This is a genomic window from Shewanella surugensis (genome assembly GCF_023284005.1).
Taxonomy (GTDB): Bacteria; Pseudomonadota; Gammaproteobacteria; order Enterobacterales; family Shewanellaceae; genus Shewanella; species Shewanella surugensis.
In genome coordinates this window covers 46,003-61,330 of record NZ_JAKIKS010000018.1, presented here as the reverse complement: position 1 = coordinate 61,330, position 15,328 = coordinate 46,003, and the positions used below count along the sequence as shown (strand labels likewise).

Genomic DNA, 15,328 nt, shown 5'->3' with positions numbered 1-15,328 from the left:
ATTGCGGTGCGCCAAGTCAGCGAAATAAGCTAAAAAAGGCGAGTTGGGACGATGATTACAGGGCAAAAGTTTTCTTTGGTTAATTATCCGACAAAGTATGCTCCCGCCCTGTGGTTTACTCCTAGCTCACTATTTATAACATTCTTACTTTATTCTTAAATATAAGCATAGCTAACGATTCAAATTTATTAGGGCCTGTTTATCTTTACTGATTATTGATGCAACTGTTCGTGGCTTGTTTATACAAGGCAAAATGGGTGAAGTGTCATTATTCCCAACTTGGGTTCAAACGTCGTTCTACCTTCCCCCCATATATCAATAAGCGATAACACAGTAGTAAGGATCCGCAGACGCTTAGGTTAAAAGCATTTTAACCGCAGCATGAAGTGTGTCATATAGTCACTCTACATCAATAATGAGCAACAAAACCTAAAGATCATTAAATCAACCTAAAAGATATAACATTGAAAAAGGAGTAGAAATAGGGCGAAAATAAATAAATTTCAGAAAAGACAAAGGCCTAGCATTTCTGCTAGGCCTTCTATAATTTGGCAGGGGTGGAGAGACTCGAACTCCCAACCATCGGTTTTGGAGACCGATTTTTATTATATATAAAACAATTGGTTAACCTTATTTTTTAGAATATAAAACAGGCCGTAACTCATTGTTTTTATTGAGCGTAAATAGTGCATATTCCAAAGCATTTTAATCATAGCTTTATGATAAGTAATCATTTTAAGCTGGTTAATTGGCTAACCATCGACAACGCCATGATCACCAGCTATACGCAACTGTAAACCAGTGCTGCTAAGTGACCATTCAAGCGATTTTACACGCCACTTCCCATCCTCAAGATCACCGAATCCATCTAGATCAACATGACCTTCAGCAACTGTATTCATTAATGCAGAATTCGCTGCCATTGTAATATCAAAAGTATCACTGCCACTTACTACTGTTTTAGCTCGTGACGTTGCTGATGCTAATGCTTCTTCATAATTTGGATATTTATACGCAATACGAAAAGCTGGTTCTCCAGAGCCTACAGTGACCTCTTTTGCCATTCCTGTCGTGACATCATGATAAGTTGCAATGACGCTATTAACATCATTACGACTATTAAAGCGACATTGCCAAGAGCTTACCCACTCTTTATTAATATGAAGAACGCTTAGCACTTTACCCGACGCGCTTTTACCTTCTCCTTCTTTTAAAAACAACCAAAATCCATTGGCTGGCTTACTAATAGCATTATGACGATCTGCTAATCGAGTCAATAAATTCATATCACTCTCATCGACTTGATCAATATGCTCAATCATCACGTTCTCAAATTTGTTACTAACTTTTGCTTTTAAGCCATGCTCGGTCGCAATAGTGTTGACTACGTCGCCTATCGTGACTTTATCCTAACTTCTTGTTTTCTGAGTCTGTAATGCTGCTGGCTGCTTCTTATTATCCATCGGTGCTGCATTCGCAACAATTTGTACAACTCTAGGAGGTCCACTGGTCGTCACCTCATCAACAACAAATTGTCCTTTATTCACTAACTCACCAACAAAACCAAGAGCAATATTAAGTACCGCGCCTTTTTTGGGGGTAGGAATTGAATCCGGCAGGCTTAAAGTTATCGTTAGCCGATCAGACTCTTTTCCCGAATGATCCGTTAATGTCAAACTGATTAAATTACGCTGAATAATATCAGTGATATCATTTTCATTCGCACTGAGCGTAAAGCCCGGTTGATAGTCTAATCCCATAAACTGACCCCAATATCATTACTCATTTGAGCGGGTAAATCAGGTAATACAATCACTAGCCCACTAGGTAATTTTGCATCAAACTCGGCTAGTCCAGGGTTAGCCTTCATCACCTCAATAGCCGCACTTTCACGACCATAATGCGTCCAGCATATAGCATCAATCATGTCACCATCACTAGTTCTGTATGTCGTCACCATAAAAGACTAACTCCAAATTAAATGTTTGCTGGCGAGGAAGGCCCCCTTTAACGAACTTTGAATCGACTTGATTGAGCCTAGTTATACACCAATATCCCAAAACATCACCTGTGCCACTAACCAGTAGATTAGGTTTTACTTCATCGGCCATCGAAACTAACTTATCAATTTGCTTAGTTCCGACATTATTTAAGGTTGTCGCGATGACGCCATTAAGCTGGACTTTATTTGCCGCTTTTCCTGTATATTGCAGTAAATCTGATTGACCTATTCGGCTCTGAGATTTCCACCGCCATTCATAGGTTTTGGTGAGTTCATTATACGCTGCTGTATCAACGCTAAATTTGAATCCGCCAAGGGAAAGCATTGTTGCCATTTTAAAAACCTCATTTATGCAGGTAAATCATATAAAGCACTCGATTGATGTCCGCTTATTTTCGAATGCACCTCTTTTGCTACTTCAACAGGTGATTGCCCAGGCGCCGCATACACTTTTATGTCACCGATATTTTGATGAACCGTATTACCTTTGTTTGCCGGCGCTGCGCTGTATATCGCATCAACCGCTCGCTTACCTGCATCACTGCTGTTATTTTGCTTAATAGCATGGCTAACTGTACTGCCTATATTGATATCTTTGTCATCACCGAATAAACCGGTAATACCATTCCAAATGTCACCAACAAATCCAAAAGTATCAACGAACTTAGTTTTAAATGCAGTCAGTTTTTTATCAAACCAGTTTGTTATTTTGTCCCAATTTCGATACAACTGAACCCCTGCGAAAATTAGCGCACCCACAGCAACCACCGCTAAGCCTATTGGGTTGGCCGCTAATACCACATTAAACGTCGACATCACAGCACTCATTAACCCGACAGTTCTAACTAATGTGATCCCCGCGCCGATTAAACTAACAACCCCAACAACTAATTTTGCAGCTATAAGTGAGCCAACGGCAATCCCTATGGTTTGCCAACCTCCCATAGCTTGAACAACGCTATTGATAGCTGAACCCACTTTAAAAACAACCTTACCGAAAGAAACAGCTGCTTTTACTGTATCCAGAAGGTCTTCCGCTAACTCTTTTTTGTTAGCTTTCACCCAATTTACAACGCTTTCGCTTAACTTATTAATATCATCCGACAACTCGCCACCAACAATGCCGGATATCTCCTGCCAAGCTGCTCCTATCCCCGATTTAAGCCGGTAAAACGCACTGCCATATGCAACAGCGCCTTTCGCCCCCTTCTCAGTTAATAAAACAAATTTTTCTTGCTCTACTAATAGCCCACTTAAACTCTGGCCAGTGTTACGAATATACGTGGCGAGTTTGTTACCCTCTCCACCAAACAACATATCCGCAATCGACGCGGCTTGCTGCTTATCGCTGACCCCCTGAATGCGGTGCATAATCAGTTCAAATTGCTCAACAGCACTTTTACTATCAAGCATTTCTTTTGTGAGACCTAAAGCGCCAAACGCATCAGAAACTGAGGATTGTTTCCCCAAGGCTTTAAACTCACCAAACTTATTTGAGAGTTCTTCGACCAAGTCACCCACATTTTCAGCATTTAGCCCTGCCTGCTGAGCAACACCACCCCATGTTTGGAACTGTTTAATGCTCATGTCATAAGCTTTGGCCATGCCGACCATTTCAGTCGTTTGAGCATTCGTTACCGTCATTAAACCAGCGGTAGCCGTTGTTGCCGACCACACCGCACCAACCACCATGCCAGCAGTTTTGGCCATGGATTTAATGTGCTTAGTTTCACTCGCTACACGCTGAAAAGCTTTTGTACGATCACTAACTCTGTCTATCTCTCTTCCGAGTTCGTCATATTGTTCAGTCAGTTCATCGACGTTTTTAATACTGGTTTTTAATTTGCTCGACTCTCGATTAAGCTCGTCCTGCTCTTTCGAATTCTCTTTAATCGATTTGGTTAACTTATCCCTTTGCTCAACTTGATCGTTTAGTCGAGCATTAACCTCCTGTATTTTTTTCTCAATAGCAGAGAGATCAGCCGATTCATTCTTGGCCATCTCATCTTTATCAATATTGAGTTTTTTTAATAATTCTCTTTCGCGTCTAATCGCTTTGTTTTTATCTTTACGATCAGTTTCAAGTGATCCACCGACACTGGTTAAATCAGCCTTTTTTGATTCAACTCCAGCTAATTTTTCACTGGCTTTTTGAGAGGTTTTAATCGAGCGAGTTAACCCTTGTTGTTCACGTTCCAGATCCTTTACAGCTCGTTTGGATTTACCTATCGATGAGTTAAAAGCTGAGCCCACTTTCTCAAAACTTCCATCAACGGCACCACCCAGCGTCACTACGCTTTTTAATTTTTGAAACGCCATTACGGTTCCTTTTTAAGGCAACGCTCTACGTGCTTCAGCAATCGACTCGGAGGAAATAAGTACAAAGATTCAGGAGACCAGCCTGTATGCGTTGCAATGATAAACGTGGCCTCATCTATTTCTTGTTCTGTGAGCCACGTTTCAGAAAATTTTCATATGTTGCCGTCACTTTTTGATAATCAATCACATCAAGGTCGTAGATGGCCTCAACATCTATATCTAATAACAGTGAAAATAAATGCATCTCTTTATCCATGTCATCTTTATGCTGCTTGTCAGCAATCATTTGATCACGAACCCGTGGACGCCTCATTGACAATGAGTCAATTTTTTTACCTTCAAATGTGATGGGGTAATCTAAAATGATTTTTTCAACCGAAACAGGGTGTTTCTCTTGCTCTGACATAATATTTATCCATAAAAAAACCGCTAAATACGGCATAATATAAAAATGGGTCCGTGGACCCAATTCGATTTATACTGCTAATAATTTTCGAGTACCTTCCAGCTCATCAACACCTTTGAGATTACGAATACCGTTCAACGCATCGATTTCAACAATCGTATTTTTTGCAAAAGAGGCTTTGTAATACTCTAATTTCATTGACACTTTAGTCGTTTTATCTTTTTGGCTTCCAGTATCTTGCGTATCACGCTCGATTTTTGTGATCATACCTCGCAGTTCTTCAACTAAATCAGAACTGGTTCCTTGCATATCTTGATAAACAGAGCGAACTGACACAGTAGCTGTTTTCCCCTGGCGTAAACCAAATAAGGGCAGCACTTCAATATCAATACCAAATAGCGCAAAACTGGTCTCCATAGGTGCCATGCCGTCCTCCACTGGAACAGCCATATCCATATCACCTGCTCGAAAATCCACAGTCTGCACCTCTAAAACAGGAGGCGTATACTCTTTCGCATTCCCCGCTTTACCTACGCCATCAACCGAAATTGACCACTTACTTAATAATTTATCACCGGCCATTATGCGAATACCTCTTGTAGATAATCATTATTAATACTGGAATTGAAAATAATATGCTCAGCAGGATAAGGAGGACAAAAATCAAAGTTAAAAAACACCACACCGTTTTGAAGTGACTCAGGTGTATTTAACTCTTCATCCGCCCAGCACTTGCCATTAATGATGGCACCTAACTTTTTCAGGCTACGAAGATACGCGTTCACGCCATCTGTCACATTAGTGATGTATGCATTGTTGGTACTTTTATCTACTGCCCACAGATGTTCACGCTGCAAACTATCATTGATAATGTCAGCCGTTCGCCTGGTTTGTTCAAACTTCCATTTGGGATCGACACTGCAGGTACGATTGCCCCAATGCCGAAACCCGCCTTCACGAATAATCGTGCTGACTTTGTTTTCATTCAAAATATTAGCAACACATTCAGCATTTCCATGCTGCCAATCAACCGATTGAGACAGACCAATAATACCGTACACCTGTTTGTTTGATTTTGACTCCCAAAACCCTTTTTCAGCATCAACACGGGCTCGTAAACCCGCTGCTCTAGCTGAATAAGGTCTATCGATTTCCAGAGCACCTTCGTCATCAAAAACTCGCACCCAAGGCCAAGTAATTTCAACCCGTTCGCTAAATTGTCGAGTACGCTTAATCGCATCCGTGTAGGTTGAGACTCGTGAACAATCGACATAAGCGATCGCCTTCAATCGCTTAGCTTTCATTTCAAGTTCGGAGGCTACTGAATCATATTCACTGAACTCAGGCGCCACTAGAATTCGAGGGGTATAGCCTGTCTCATTTTGACTGGCAATAACCCCCTCTATCGCACTAACAACATTAGATTGCGTTTCGGCATCCGTTGCCCCAACCTCAGCACGAATAACAATGACGAGCGCCCCTGTTTGATCAAAAATATCATCAATTGCAGCGGGTAATGTGCCGCTAGTGCCTAATGCCTCAGCAGACTTTCGGCTACCGGCGATCACAACAGGCGTATTGATAGGAAAAGCTTCATCTGTTCCATTGGCTAAATAAGTCACATTAGTAGGGGCAACGACTTCACTACCGTCACCTAATACAGTCGTTGTGATTAAAGCAATGGCTGCAGAACTCGCCTCAATAGCTGCTTTAACATCCACTGCAGTAGAGGTAATCACACTCGTTGCATCAGTTGCTAATACGACTTTAATTTTATGGCCATCAACCACAACGCCGAGCACATTGTCAGCGGTTTCTGGATCAATTAACTCAACACTAATACCATTGCCAGCCCTACCCGCTGTTACCGCTTGAAACGCTAAACCATCATTTAAAATAGCACTACCTAAAGCCAGAGTAGCCTGAGTAGCTAAAGCAGCGTCTGGCGCTGTTCCAACTAACCCTATCACTGCCGATTTAACGGTTTGGATTGGTCTTGAGCTGTTATCAATCTCGATAATCTCAACACCATGCAGAAATTGCGTCATTGCTCATTCCTATTTTTAAGTAATAAAAAACCCCGCTAAAAGCGAGGCGTTTAATGCACATAAATCTATTTTTTAACTATGTTAATTGGATCCATTGCCCGTTGATAAAAATAAAACGACACGGACTGTTTAATCGTATTTCAACCGTCCCCGAACGGGTTCTAATCGTATCACTATCTGAAAAAACAACAGGGCGACTTTGAAGCTCTGAGCAAATTGTCATCTCTCGCCCGTCAAGAGCTGCGGGAGTTATCTCTGTAATCACAATCCCATCAACTTCGGGATACATATTGATAACATCATGCGTTGAACTATCTATTAATGTATCGCTACTATTCAAATATAATTTTTTATAACCTAAATTATTTGGATTAAATCCGGTTAAACTTGAAAGGACTTCATTACCGTATGCATAAGATGAAATTGAACGATCTCCGTGCTCAACGTTCCCCTCCGTTAACACTGCTGCTGTCATCACATGATCTTCACCTAGTTCACTGTCTGTAATATTCATCACTTTAAGAATGCGGCCTTGATCAAAACTATTGTTTGCGGCTTCGACACCAATGCAGTTGTAACCCGCTCTAATATGATAATAAATATCATCTTTACTATTCGATATAAACTCGCAATTACGTATCCTCGGTCGTCGAATATAATTACCGATTATTATTGCTTCTTCAGTGTTTCCTTTGAATGTTATACCCGATATGATTAATGACGAATCTACTAATTTATCATCTAGCGATGACCCATCAACAACCCAAACACTCGCATATACATGATGCTTGCAATAGTTAGATTCTCCACCTTTTAATGTAACGTTCAAATACGGAAAACCGCTTCCGCGCGTGCTAGTATTTATCACCTTATAATTAATATCGAAACCGCTAATATCATTGTTGAGCGCTTTCCCATGCACAGTAAACCCTTCACTAAAGCTGATGCCATGGGTTTCTTCACCTGAACGATACGGATTTAGTGAACTATTTCTAAACCCTGTTAATTTACAACCAATTACGACATCTTCACGACTACGACAGGCTATCCCGCCCCAAGCTCCCACACCCGTAATATTTGAAAATGTGGTTGCATAACTGCCTCCGTGACTCGTCGCGACATTGAATTTGGCATTTTTAACCGTTGAGTTTTTCATCCAGCACTGGATTGAGGGTGCGTCACTATACGTCACATCAAAATTTTGGGTTCCGTTTGAAAACGTACTGCCGTCATCACCGCACGATGTTGATGAACGACATTTCAATGTATTGAATTCATAATAATATGGGGCATCTGGATTATTATCACCGTATCGAATTGGCGTATCATCGTCTAAATAAAAATCACACTGTGATGTATTGCAATGAATAGATGTCTCAAAATCCACTGACCCACCCGCAAACTTTTGGTGATTAAATTTGATAGTCGAAACAATAGAAAACATACCCCATTTAAATTTGACCATATCTAAACCATGTCTTAAACGAATAAATTCGCCGTGGCCAGACATATTCACCTTAACAGGCCTCACTCTAGTGACATAACTGTATTGCCGCTCATCACTATTCGTTTCCGGTGTCGTCAAATAACTCCCAAAAACCAATGGCGTTGTTGTTTCAACAATACCAAGGGCAACCTGTTTCACAGTAAAAAACTCACCAAACCAGCTAAGATCGCCACCTCCGGTTGGAATACCTAATTGCATATCGCCAGCATCGCTACTTAAACAGTTTGTTGCACTATGTATAAAAAAGAAATCATTACTTTGAATATCATCAAAGTCAGTCAGTTTAATTAAATTACTACCGATTCCAATAATGTCCTCTGCTAATTTCCGCTCTTCTTCAATGCTACCTGAAAAACGAAATCCGCCACCATCAATATAGATTTTCCCACTAAGCTCTATATCAATATCTAATGAATCTTCGACATACGTTTTTAACGTATATTGGCCATTTAATCGCACGCGGCCATTGATTTTATCGGCTATTCTGCGAGCTTCTGCGATGTATGGCGCTGCATCTTCGTTCAAATTTCCCGTGTAACCAATATCGGGATCTTCGGGTGTCACCACCTTTTCCCAGCGAGCTGACCCCCTATGCATAAACGTTAATGCATCATCATCTGGGCTGTCACCCATGATAATCGGATTATCAACAGAAGCCGCAGGCACATAAACATCAAACTCAAGCCCGTTAGCTGGCGTATAACGAATAATCTCACTTGAATTTGTGATTTCCCCGCCAGGAACCCACAATCGAACGGGACGACGACGCCCCCTTAAATCTTCAATTTCAGAACTTGAATGCAATACCGCAATTTTACACACGTAATGCTGAATACCGTTTTCATCAATATAATCTCCGCTATCTATTTCGGATAAAATAAAGTCTTTTTTAACTTCCCAATTTTTATTTAAAATGCCATGAAAACTCACATCAACACATACAATTTGAGGATACGTATCTGCTGTAAACTCATACTCAGTATTTTGCTCTATTCGAAATCCTGAAACATAGCCTACACCTGGAGTGACAGAAAAACTCCCTGCAGTGCCTGCCGACCCAATCTTAAAACCATCATCAATAAACCAATTTTTTCCCGTTTGATCAATGACCGTTTTCACTAAATCATCGGATAAATAACCAATGTTTTCATTAACAAATTCACGGCTTGCATACGCTGTCGCGGCTTCAATTTCAATAATTGGCTCAGCACTGGTAATGATGAACAGCATCTCAATTGAAACGGGCGTACCCACGTTGCCATTGTTCGCCGGCGACGGAACATGGATTCGCGCACAATTTCCCACAGCATGAACATACTCATTACCCTGAAAAAGACCAATTAAGGCAAATTCACGAATAACAAGATTATTCACATCCTCGGGTAAAATGGCCTCAACTTTGAGCATGGGCACACTCTCATCAGTCGCCTGAAAAACATCAACTGAATTGACTTGAATACACGCTCGTTCATTAACTAACCCTGTTTGCTCACGAATAGGCTGAATATACTCATCATTAGCATCACCTATTGCTAACCATTTAAATTCTATTTGCGTGTTAGTTGTCTTGCCGGTTTGCTCTGCATTTTCGCCAGCTAACGTTAAAATACAGCCGTATTGCTGCTCACTTTCAAGTGTTGATGCCATAATTTACCCAAAATAAAAAGGGGAGCTATTAAGCTCCCCATGGACCCAATTTAATATCAATTCGTTGCCGGCTAAAACAAATATATTTACTGAGGTTTTTAACCTGACTAGTCACTACAATATTGTCTAACGTGCTGCGCAAATTTTTTGCTGCATTGAATGCGGGTACGAGTTTGACTAATTCACTAATATCAATCGGCTCAACCGTTGATAAATAGCTCACCTCAAAATGACCTGGCGCCAGCCTCTCTTCATCCTCAAACCACTCGATCACTTTCACCTGACCGTTTATCGCACTAGCTACCCGTTCAATTGCCGATTTGGTACCGCGTTTTTTATGAATATAGCTACTGTCCTGGATCACCTTTCTTTTACGCTCAACAGACCAATTCGAGTCCCAATCATCAACTGCAGATTCCCAAGCTAAATAAGGTAATAAATGCTCAGCACAATCACGAGAGCTGCGAATATGTCGCGTAGGAAAAGAAAGAGGCGGTGAAATCACCGCCTCTACATCTCGCTCTAATTGACTCGCGTTCGACGGCAACAGACTATTAGTCATTGCGTCACCTTTCTTATAGTAATATTGATGCTTGATGCATAAGCCGCGCTCATTTCATCGTTAATAATGTCGCTATCAGGCGAGTTCAAATGCACTTTATAAACCCCCTCAACACGTAACGCGGCATAAAAACCATCTAAGGTCACATCAAACCCTTGTTGATGCGATTTAGCTAACCAAGTTTCAAGCTGAGTTTTAGCGGCGATAATGACTGTGTTTTGGTCTGGTCCTGGGAACAACTCCAGCTCCGCGTCGACCTGAAATTCATTAATAATCGCGCTTTGTACAATAACCTTGTCGCTCAAAGGGCGTGTTACTTTTTCGGATAAATTATCTTCAACGATTGCTAATAATTCATCACTGGCAGTACCGTCACCATCGTGTGATAAAACGGAAACATAAACAATTAATGTATTAGCAGGTGAAAACGGCGAAACACTTTTTACACGGCCATCGGCTGATAACGCAAAAAATTCATAATCATCACCGCTTCCCGCTGTATTTTTAGCTCGTTTGGATAATCGAATGCGATAACGATATGCATCATTTGATTCCATGACCGGTTCACGCGGCGGGATAGCATTCAAGTCACCTTCGTCAATAACTAATCTATCTACATCCTCACTGAATCCTAAATTCTCTAAATCCTCATCATTCGAGTACGCTAGCATGGTGGCATAAGTCGCATCATTAACTCGCTGACGAAACAGCACCTCTCGATAAGCGGCGGTTTCTATTAATTTATACGCGGGATCAGATTCAGTTAATGCTATATAATCTGGGTTTAACATTTGATAACGCTCAATCCATTCCTGCAAAATCACTTCATAATCAATTTCTTCTATTACTGCTGGCTTCGGCAGCTTACTCATGTCAACATTAAACGCTGTCATTAACTCACCTCAATTCCATCTAACGTGATTTTTTGTCCATTGGGCCTGTATACGCCTTCAATATTTAGATTAATAAACCCTGGGCCCATGTTATTAATAACCACTCTAGTCACATTGATTCTCGGTTCCCATTTTTTCAATGCTTCTGCGATGAAACTGACAATATCGGCAATAGTGTCATCATTAAGAGGCCTATCTATGCACAAAAACAATCGACTCCCATAATCTCTACGCATAACACGCGAACCAATAGGGGTAGTCAGGATGTCACGTACTGATTGTTTAAGATGTTCTATGCCACTAATAGATCGACCTGTTACGGCATCCATCCCACGCATAATCGTTCCTAGAATTAGTTTTATTGAGATTTGTCAGGAGTTGATGTATTTGGTGAGCCGTGGGCATGTTTATGAGAATTATAGATACCTCTATCATCTGCCATAGAACGAGTGCTATCTGACACATTAGCATCTGATTGAATATCACCTGTCGAATGTAATTTACCGTTTTGCTCAATATCTGCATTAATAAAAAATGTCTTACAATTGAGCTCTGTGGTTCCTTCACTACCGATAGTTATTGTTAATTTATGGCTATCACGGTTATAAACAAGTTTGGTACCATCCTGGTACTGACTCACATGCTCAAATTCAGACGTACTAGGAACAATTGTAATGCTGTCAGCAATAGAGGGGATGACGACACCTGCGGCTAAATCTCCCGATTCAGAAAGAATCAAAACAGCTTCACCAATGACTAACGGTTCCCAATCTTGTTTATATGTTGATGCCCTGCCCGAAATCCAAGGAAGCCATGCGGTCACAGCATTTGGCGCATACTCAACTCTAACCCGAGGAGGCATTTGCCCAAAATCAACACTATGCACACGACCACGACGAACCATGTTGGCAACGCGGCGCTGCAGTTCACGCACAATATAATGTAAATCACTCATCGGGGATCACCTGGCGATAATCATCAACATGATCAGCCCCAACTTCAGGTGTTATACCCACATTGAGTGTGTGAGGAAGCAAATTCTGCACGTCGAACATATCATCGCCGACATCAATATCCTGATTAAACCGAATGGACCACACAGCATAATCATTTAATTCTGGACTAAACTCATCTGGCTCAGCACTAATGAAAACAGCCGGTTCAATCGGTAAACCAAATCGCGAATTTTCCACTTTTAATGCAATGGCCATAGCTGTTCGGCGCACTAATAACTGATATTGCTCATCAACCATACCCAACACTGCCAAAATCTCACAGTTAAGCGTTACGGTTAATTGACCATTCATGCACTGATCATCTGCGCGTTCAAAATTCAACACACTAAAGAAAGCGCAAGGCGTTTTTAGTTTTGTGGCTGTTTCAGGATAAACATCGACAAGCTGCAGCCAATCTAGCTCAGCTGTTAACCATGATTTGATTGCATCATGATAGGCCGTTAAATGAATACCATTACTCATTTTTTTGTTACTCTGTATTTTAAATCTGCAAAATAATATTTAAAAAAAATATCAGGAATTTCGGCAAAGATTTGATCTTCAATTTTAAATTCAAGATCCTCACTTAATGTAATTTTTTGATCTAAAATAGGAAATCGACCATCGTCTTTTCGAATAAAAATAGACCTATTCCCATAACGATTAGTGACAAAACCTCCTTTGTATTTTTTACTGCCAATGGATCTACTTGATGATGAAAAAGCCGCACCGTCTGAATGTTGCGTTTTCCGTCCTTTCAATGCCCCTACTGACATGTCATTCAAACCAAACCAAAGTTTTAATTCATTAAATGTTTTTTTCCCTGCTTTTTTTAATTTAAACACCTTCATTCGTCGCTGAACGTCTTTAATCCTCCTAGCTTGGAGTTCATCACATAAAAATTGACGACTTAACTTTCTCACCGTCACTAATGTACGTGATAATGCCCTGTCATAAGCAATTCTCATCTGTTTTTCAGTTGCGCCAAATTCAAGCCTTGCAGCCTCAAATTCATCAAAATCAAGCGGGAATAAGGTTTGCTGGTGTTCCATTATTTTCACCCTCTGCCGCGCTTAATGTCGCTAAAATCCAACGTTCTCGCTTCTTCTCGGGATTAATCACGAGATAACGCATAAATGAACCATCATCAAAATGCATTTCTAATGCTGTTCTTCTTTTAATGTGCGCAGCATCAACTAGTTTTATTTTCAATGTCGCATCAAAATTATCAACTTGGCCACCACCAGGTAAATCTGAAATAGCTGAGGATGATTTAAAAATACCCCGAACAGGATCATGGCCATCAACCAACACGTTCACATTTGAAAATGCATCAATAACGGCATCATCAGCCAACGCTGTTGTATCAGAGAAAATAGAATCTAATAACATAATTGCACCTACGGCACTTTGACAGCTACACCGGCACGAATAGCGTCGTTAGCAACGGTTTGAGGTAACGTTTTAAGTTTACTTTTAAGCACATCAACTCGTTCATTATCAACACGGCATCGGAATGTTTTTAGGGCTCTAACCTGAATAGATTGACGATCAATATCAGATTCAGCACTCATTTCAGACGATGGCTTAGAAGTTGGTGCTTGCTTATGTTCATCATCACTTGATTGCTGAATGGGTAATTCAACATCTAGATCAGAATTAGCGCCTTCATCTGGTAACTGTTCTTCTAATTTGTCAATAATCGATTCCAGTTCTTTAATGCTTGTATTCGCTTGATATTGAGGTTCTGAAATTCCCAGCTCTTTACACAACATGTCAATTTGTTCATGACAACGTGTTTTTGATTTATTCATTACAATTTCCCATAAAAAAGGAGGCAAAAGCCTCCTTTGTAATAACTGAATATCACGAAATTAATTAACTTTAAGAACAACGAATGAATTTGCATCGGCTAAATAGGGCGCGGGAGCAGATTCAATTTTTGTATAACGAACAGCAGGATCGCTTCCTTCTTTCCAGTCTTTTGCATAACGTTCCGCTTCATTTAAACCTTGCTCTACAGCATCTAAATCTTGAATTGCACCGTACAATCGCAAACCACGCGCCGACGTGTGGCCTAAGATCATTGTATTATCGGGCATTTGTTTTTTAGTGCTACCGTCTCTATCGGTGTACTCTTCATTTACTACCCAGATATTTACATCACCCAAATGACCTTTATAGCTCACTGCCTTACCTAGATCTTTCAGGGTTGTTTCAATTTCAGAACTTGAGCCACGACGAGTTTCCAATGCATCCCTGAATTTTTTAAATTTACGTAGAAAGCTCCATGCTTTAGGATCCAACACCATGATATTTGTTTCACTATCTGACAACGCTGCATACTCTTCAATATCTGATATCACATCATGAGTATCAAAATCTAATTGAGACCAACGCTCATCACCAATTAATACAATATTATTTTCAACCCGACGGCCTGCGCTTATCTGATAGGGGGTTTCAATATTTGGCCCGTCGACCATATATTCACCATTTAGGACCATTTGCGCCGCCATCCACTCCTCACGCATCGCAATAGCTTCTTCTTCACTGGCAATATTCTGCATTACAATGGCATTTAAACGCTCACCCGCAGATTTTGTACCACCAAGCCCCTCTCCTGCTAAACGTTTTACTGTGTTTTCAGCACTAACAGCATGTTTTGATTTTACATAGGCAGGTTCAAATGATGTTGTGCTGTACCCCTGATTTTTATCGACAATCCCACCAATATACGGCGCACAAAATGGCGCGATTTTAGGTTTATTAGGAATATTGTCTAAATCAACTTTTTTAGTCGTAAATGTGTATGTTTCATGAAAAAACATCCGTAAGAAAAAATTATCTTTACGGATCCCGGATTCGTGAATTGCAAGCAATAATGCTCTAGGTGTAAACATGTCAGCCATAGTAATCTCTATTTAAAGAACAAAAAAAACGACGAAA

Annotated in this window: 18 protein-coding genes; all 18 read right to left on the bottom strand. The window is 40.5% G+C overall.

Going from position 1 to position 15,328, the window contains the following annotated elements:
* Nucleotides 1–752 precede the first annotated feature (752 nt).
* Entirely contained in the window at nt 753–1,397 is a 645-nt protein-coding gene (locus L2764_RS06695; RefSeq protein ID WP_312018342.1) for a contractile injection system protein, VgrG/Pvc8 family, read from the bottom strand.
* Between the two features lie 12 nt (nt 1,398–1,409).
* Entirely contained in the window at nt 1,410–1,760 is a 351-nt protein-coding gene (locus L2764_RS06690) for a phage late control D family tail protein (protein WP_248939455.1), read from the bottom strand.
* Entirely contained in the window at nt 1,751–1,927 is a 177-nt protein-coding gene (locus L2764_RS06685) for a tail protein X (protein WP_376708382.1), read from the bottom strand. Before L2764_RS06685 ends, L2764_RS06690 begins: the two co-directional genes overlap by 10 nt.
* A gap of 10 nt (nt 1,928–1,937) precedes the next feature.
* Entirely contained in the window at nt 1,938–2,336 is a 399-nt protein-coding gene (locus L2764_RS06680) for a phage tail protein (protein ID WP_248939453.1), read from the bottom strand.
* Between the two features lie 14 nt (nt 2,337–2,350).
* Complete coding sequence (locus L2764_RS06675) at nt 2,351–4,321, bottom strand: phage tail tape measure protein (protein WP_248939452.1); 1,971 nt, start codon at nt 4,319–4,321, stop codon at nt 2,351–2,353.
* 115 nt (nt 4,322–4,436) lie between these two features.
* On the bottom strand, nt 4,437–4,727 hold the full coding sequence (locus L2764_RS06670) for a phage tail assembly protein (RefSeq protein ID WP_248939451.1): 291 nt from the start codon (nt 4,725–4,727) through the stop codon (nt 4,437–4,439).
* Between the two features lie 69 nt (nt 4,728–4,796).
* Nucleotides 4,797–5,309 (bottom strand): phage major tail tube protein, encoded by a 513-nt coding sequence (locus L2764_RS06665; protein ID WP_248939450.1) that lies wholly within the window; start codon nt 5,307–5,309, stop codon nt 4,797–4,799.
* A complete protein-coding gene (locus tag L2764_RS06660; RefSeq protein ID WP_248939449.1) occupies nt 5,309–6,775 on the bottom strand; it encodes a phage tail sheath C-terminal domain-containing protein in 1,467 nt (488 codons plus the stop codon). The genes L2764_RS06665 and L2764_RS06660 overlap by 1 nt, the downstream gene beginning before the upstream one ends.
* A gap of 76 nt (nt 6,776–6,851) precedes the next feature.
* Nucleotides 6,852–9,929, bottom strand: coding sequence for a phage tail-collar fiber domain-containing protein (locus tag L2764_RS06655; RefSeq protein ID WP_248939448.1), 3,078 nt, complete (start codon nt 9,927–9,929; stop codon nt 6,852–6,854).
* Nucleotides 9,930–9,957: 28 nt separating this feature from the next.
* Complete coding sequence (locus L2764_RS06650; RefSeq protein WP_248939447.1) at nt 9,958–10,491, bottom strand: phage tail protein I; 534 nt, start codon at nt 10,489–10,491, stop codon at nt 9,958–9,960.
* On the bottom strand, nt 10,488–11,384 hold the full coding sequence (locus tag L2764_RS06645; protein WP_248939446.1) for a baseplate assembly protein: 897 nt from the start codon (nt 11,382–11,384) through the stop codon (nt 10,488–10,490). Before L2764_RS06645 ends, L2764_RS06650 begins: the two co-directional genes overlap by 4 nt.
* Nucleotides 11,384–11,722 (bottom strand): GPW/gp25 family protein, encoded by a 339-nt coding sequence (locus L2764_RS06640; protein WP_248939445.1) that lies wholly within the window; start codon nt 11,720–11,722, stop codon nt 11,384–11,386. Before L2764_RS06640 ends, L2764_RS06645 begins: the two co-directional genes overlap by 1 nt.
* A 20-nt stretch (nt 11,723–11,742) precedes the next feature.
* The gene (locus L2764_RS06635) at nt 11,743–12,339 is read right to left on the bottom strand and encodes a phage baseplate assembly protein V (protein WP_248939444.1); all 597 of its coding nucleotides are present in this window, start codon (nt 12,337–12,339) and stop codon (nt 11,743–11,745) included.
* Entirely contained in the window at nt 12,332–12,862 is a 531-nt protein-coding gene (locus L2764_RS06630) for a hypothetical protein (protein ID WP_248939443.1), read from the bottom strand. The genes L2764_RS06635 and L2764_RS06630 overlap by 8 nt, the downstream gene beginning before the upstream one ends.
* Nucleotides 12,859–13,431: a phage tail protein gene (locus L2764_RS06625; RefSeq protein ID WP_248939442.1), complete on the bottom strand. Its 573-nt coding sequence runs from the start codon at nt 13,429–13,431 to the stop codon at nt 12,859–12,861. Before L2764_RS06625 ends, L2764_RS06630 begins: the two co-directional genes overlap by 4 nt.
* Nucleotides 13,400–13,771: a head-tail joining protein gene (locus L2764_RS06620; RefSeq protein WP_248939441.1), complete on the bottom strand. Its 372-nt coding sequence runs from the start codon at nt 13,769–13,771 to the stop codon at nt 13,400–13,402. The genes L2764_RS06625 and L2764_RS06620 overlap by 32 nt, the downstream gene beginning before the upstream one ends.
* Before the next feature lie 8 nt (nt 13,772–13,779).
* On the bottom strand, nt 13,780–14,193 hold the full coding sequence (locus tag L2764_RS06615; RefSeq protein WP_248939440.1) for a hypothetical protein: 414 nt from the start codon (nt 14,191–14,193) through the stop codon (nt 13,780–13,782).
* Nucleotides 14,194–14,253: 60 nt separating this feature from the next.
* The gene (locus L2764_RS06610) at nt 14,254–15,291 is read right to left on the bottom strand and encodes a major capsid protein (RefSeq protein WP_248939439.1); all 1,038 of its coding nucleotides are present in this window, start codon (nt 15,289–15,291) and stop codon (nt 14,254–14,256) included.
* Between the last annotated feature and the right edge of the window lie 37 nt (nt 15,292–15,328).

What these genes read in the sequence shown, in the direction of transcription:
- L2764_RS06690 (WP_248939455.1), bottom strand. Translation starts at nt 1,760, where the DNA reads ATGGGATTAGACTATCAACCGGGCTTTACGCTCAGTGCGAATGAAAAT.
- L2764_RS06685 (WP_376708382.1), bottom strand. Translation starts at nt 1,927, where the DNA reads ATGATTGATGCTATATGCTGGACGCATTATGGTCGTGAAAGTGCGGCT.
- L2764_RS06680 (WP_248939453.1), bottom strand. Translation starts at nt 2,336, where the DNA reads ATGGCAACAATGCTTTCCCTTGGCGGATTCAAATTTAGCGTTGATACA.
- L2764_RS06675 (WP_248939452.1), bottom strand. Translation starts at nt 4,321, where the DNA reads ATGGCGTTTCAAAAATTAAAAAGCGTAGTGACGCTGGGTGGTGCCGTT.
- L2764_RS06670 (WP_248939451.1), bottom strand. Translation starts at nt 4,727, where the DNA reads ATGTCAGAGCAAGAGAAACACCCTGTTTCGGTTGAAAAAATCATTTTA.
- L2764_RS06665 (WP_248939450.1), bottom strand. Translation starts at nt 5,309, where the DNA reads ATGGCCGGTGATAAATTATTAAGTAAGTGGTCAATTTCGGTTGATGGC.
- L2764_RS06660 (WP_248939449.1), bottom strand. Translation starts at nt 6,775, where the DNA reads ATGACGCAATTTCTGCATGGTGTTGAGATTATCGAGATTGATAACAGC.
- L2764_RS06655 (WP_248939448.1), bottom strand. Translation starts at nt 9,929, where the DNA reads ATGGCATCAACACTTGAAAGTGAGCAGCAATACGGCTGTATTTTAACG.
- L2764_RS06650 (WP_248939447.1), bottom strand. Translation starts at nt 10,491, where the DNA reads ATGACTAATAGTCTGTTGCCGTCGAACGCGAGTCAATTAGAGCGAGAT.
- L2764_RS06645 (WP_248939446.1), bottom strand. Translation starts at nt 11,384, where the DNA reads ATGACAGCGTTTAATGTTGACATGAGTAAGCTGCCGAAGCCAGCAGTA.
- L2764_RS06640 (WP_248939445.1), bottom strand. Translation starts at nt 11,722, where the DNA reads ATGCGTGGGATGGATGCCGTAACAGGTCGATCTATTAGTGGCATAGAA.
- L2764_RS06635 (WP_248939444.1), bottom strand. Translation starts at nt 12,339, where the DNA reads ATGAGTGATTTACATTATATTGTGCGTGAACTGCAGCGCCGCGTTGCC.
- L2764_RS06630 (WP_248939443.1), bottom strand. Translation starts at nt 12,862, where the DNA reads ATGAGTAATGGTATTCATTTAACGGCCTATCATGATGCAATCAAATCA.
- L2764_RS06625 (WP_248939442.1), bottom strand. Translation starts at nt 13,431, where the DNA reads ATGGAACACCAGCAAACCTTATTCCCGCTTGATTTTGATGAATTTGAG.
- L2764_RS06620 (WP_248939441.1), bottom strand. Translation starts at nt 13,771, where the DNA reads ATGTTATTAGATTCTATTTTCTCTGATACAACAGCGTTGGCTGATGAT.
- L2764_RS06615 (WP_248939440.1), bottom strand. Translation starts at nt 14,193, where the DNA reads ATGAATAAATCAAAAACACGTTGTCATGAACAAATTGACATGTTGTGT.
- L2764_RS06610 (WP_248939439.1), bottom strand. Translation starts at nt 15,291, where the DNA reads ATGGCTGACATGTTTACACCTAGAGCATTATTGCTTGCAATTCACGAA.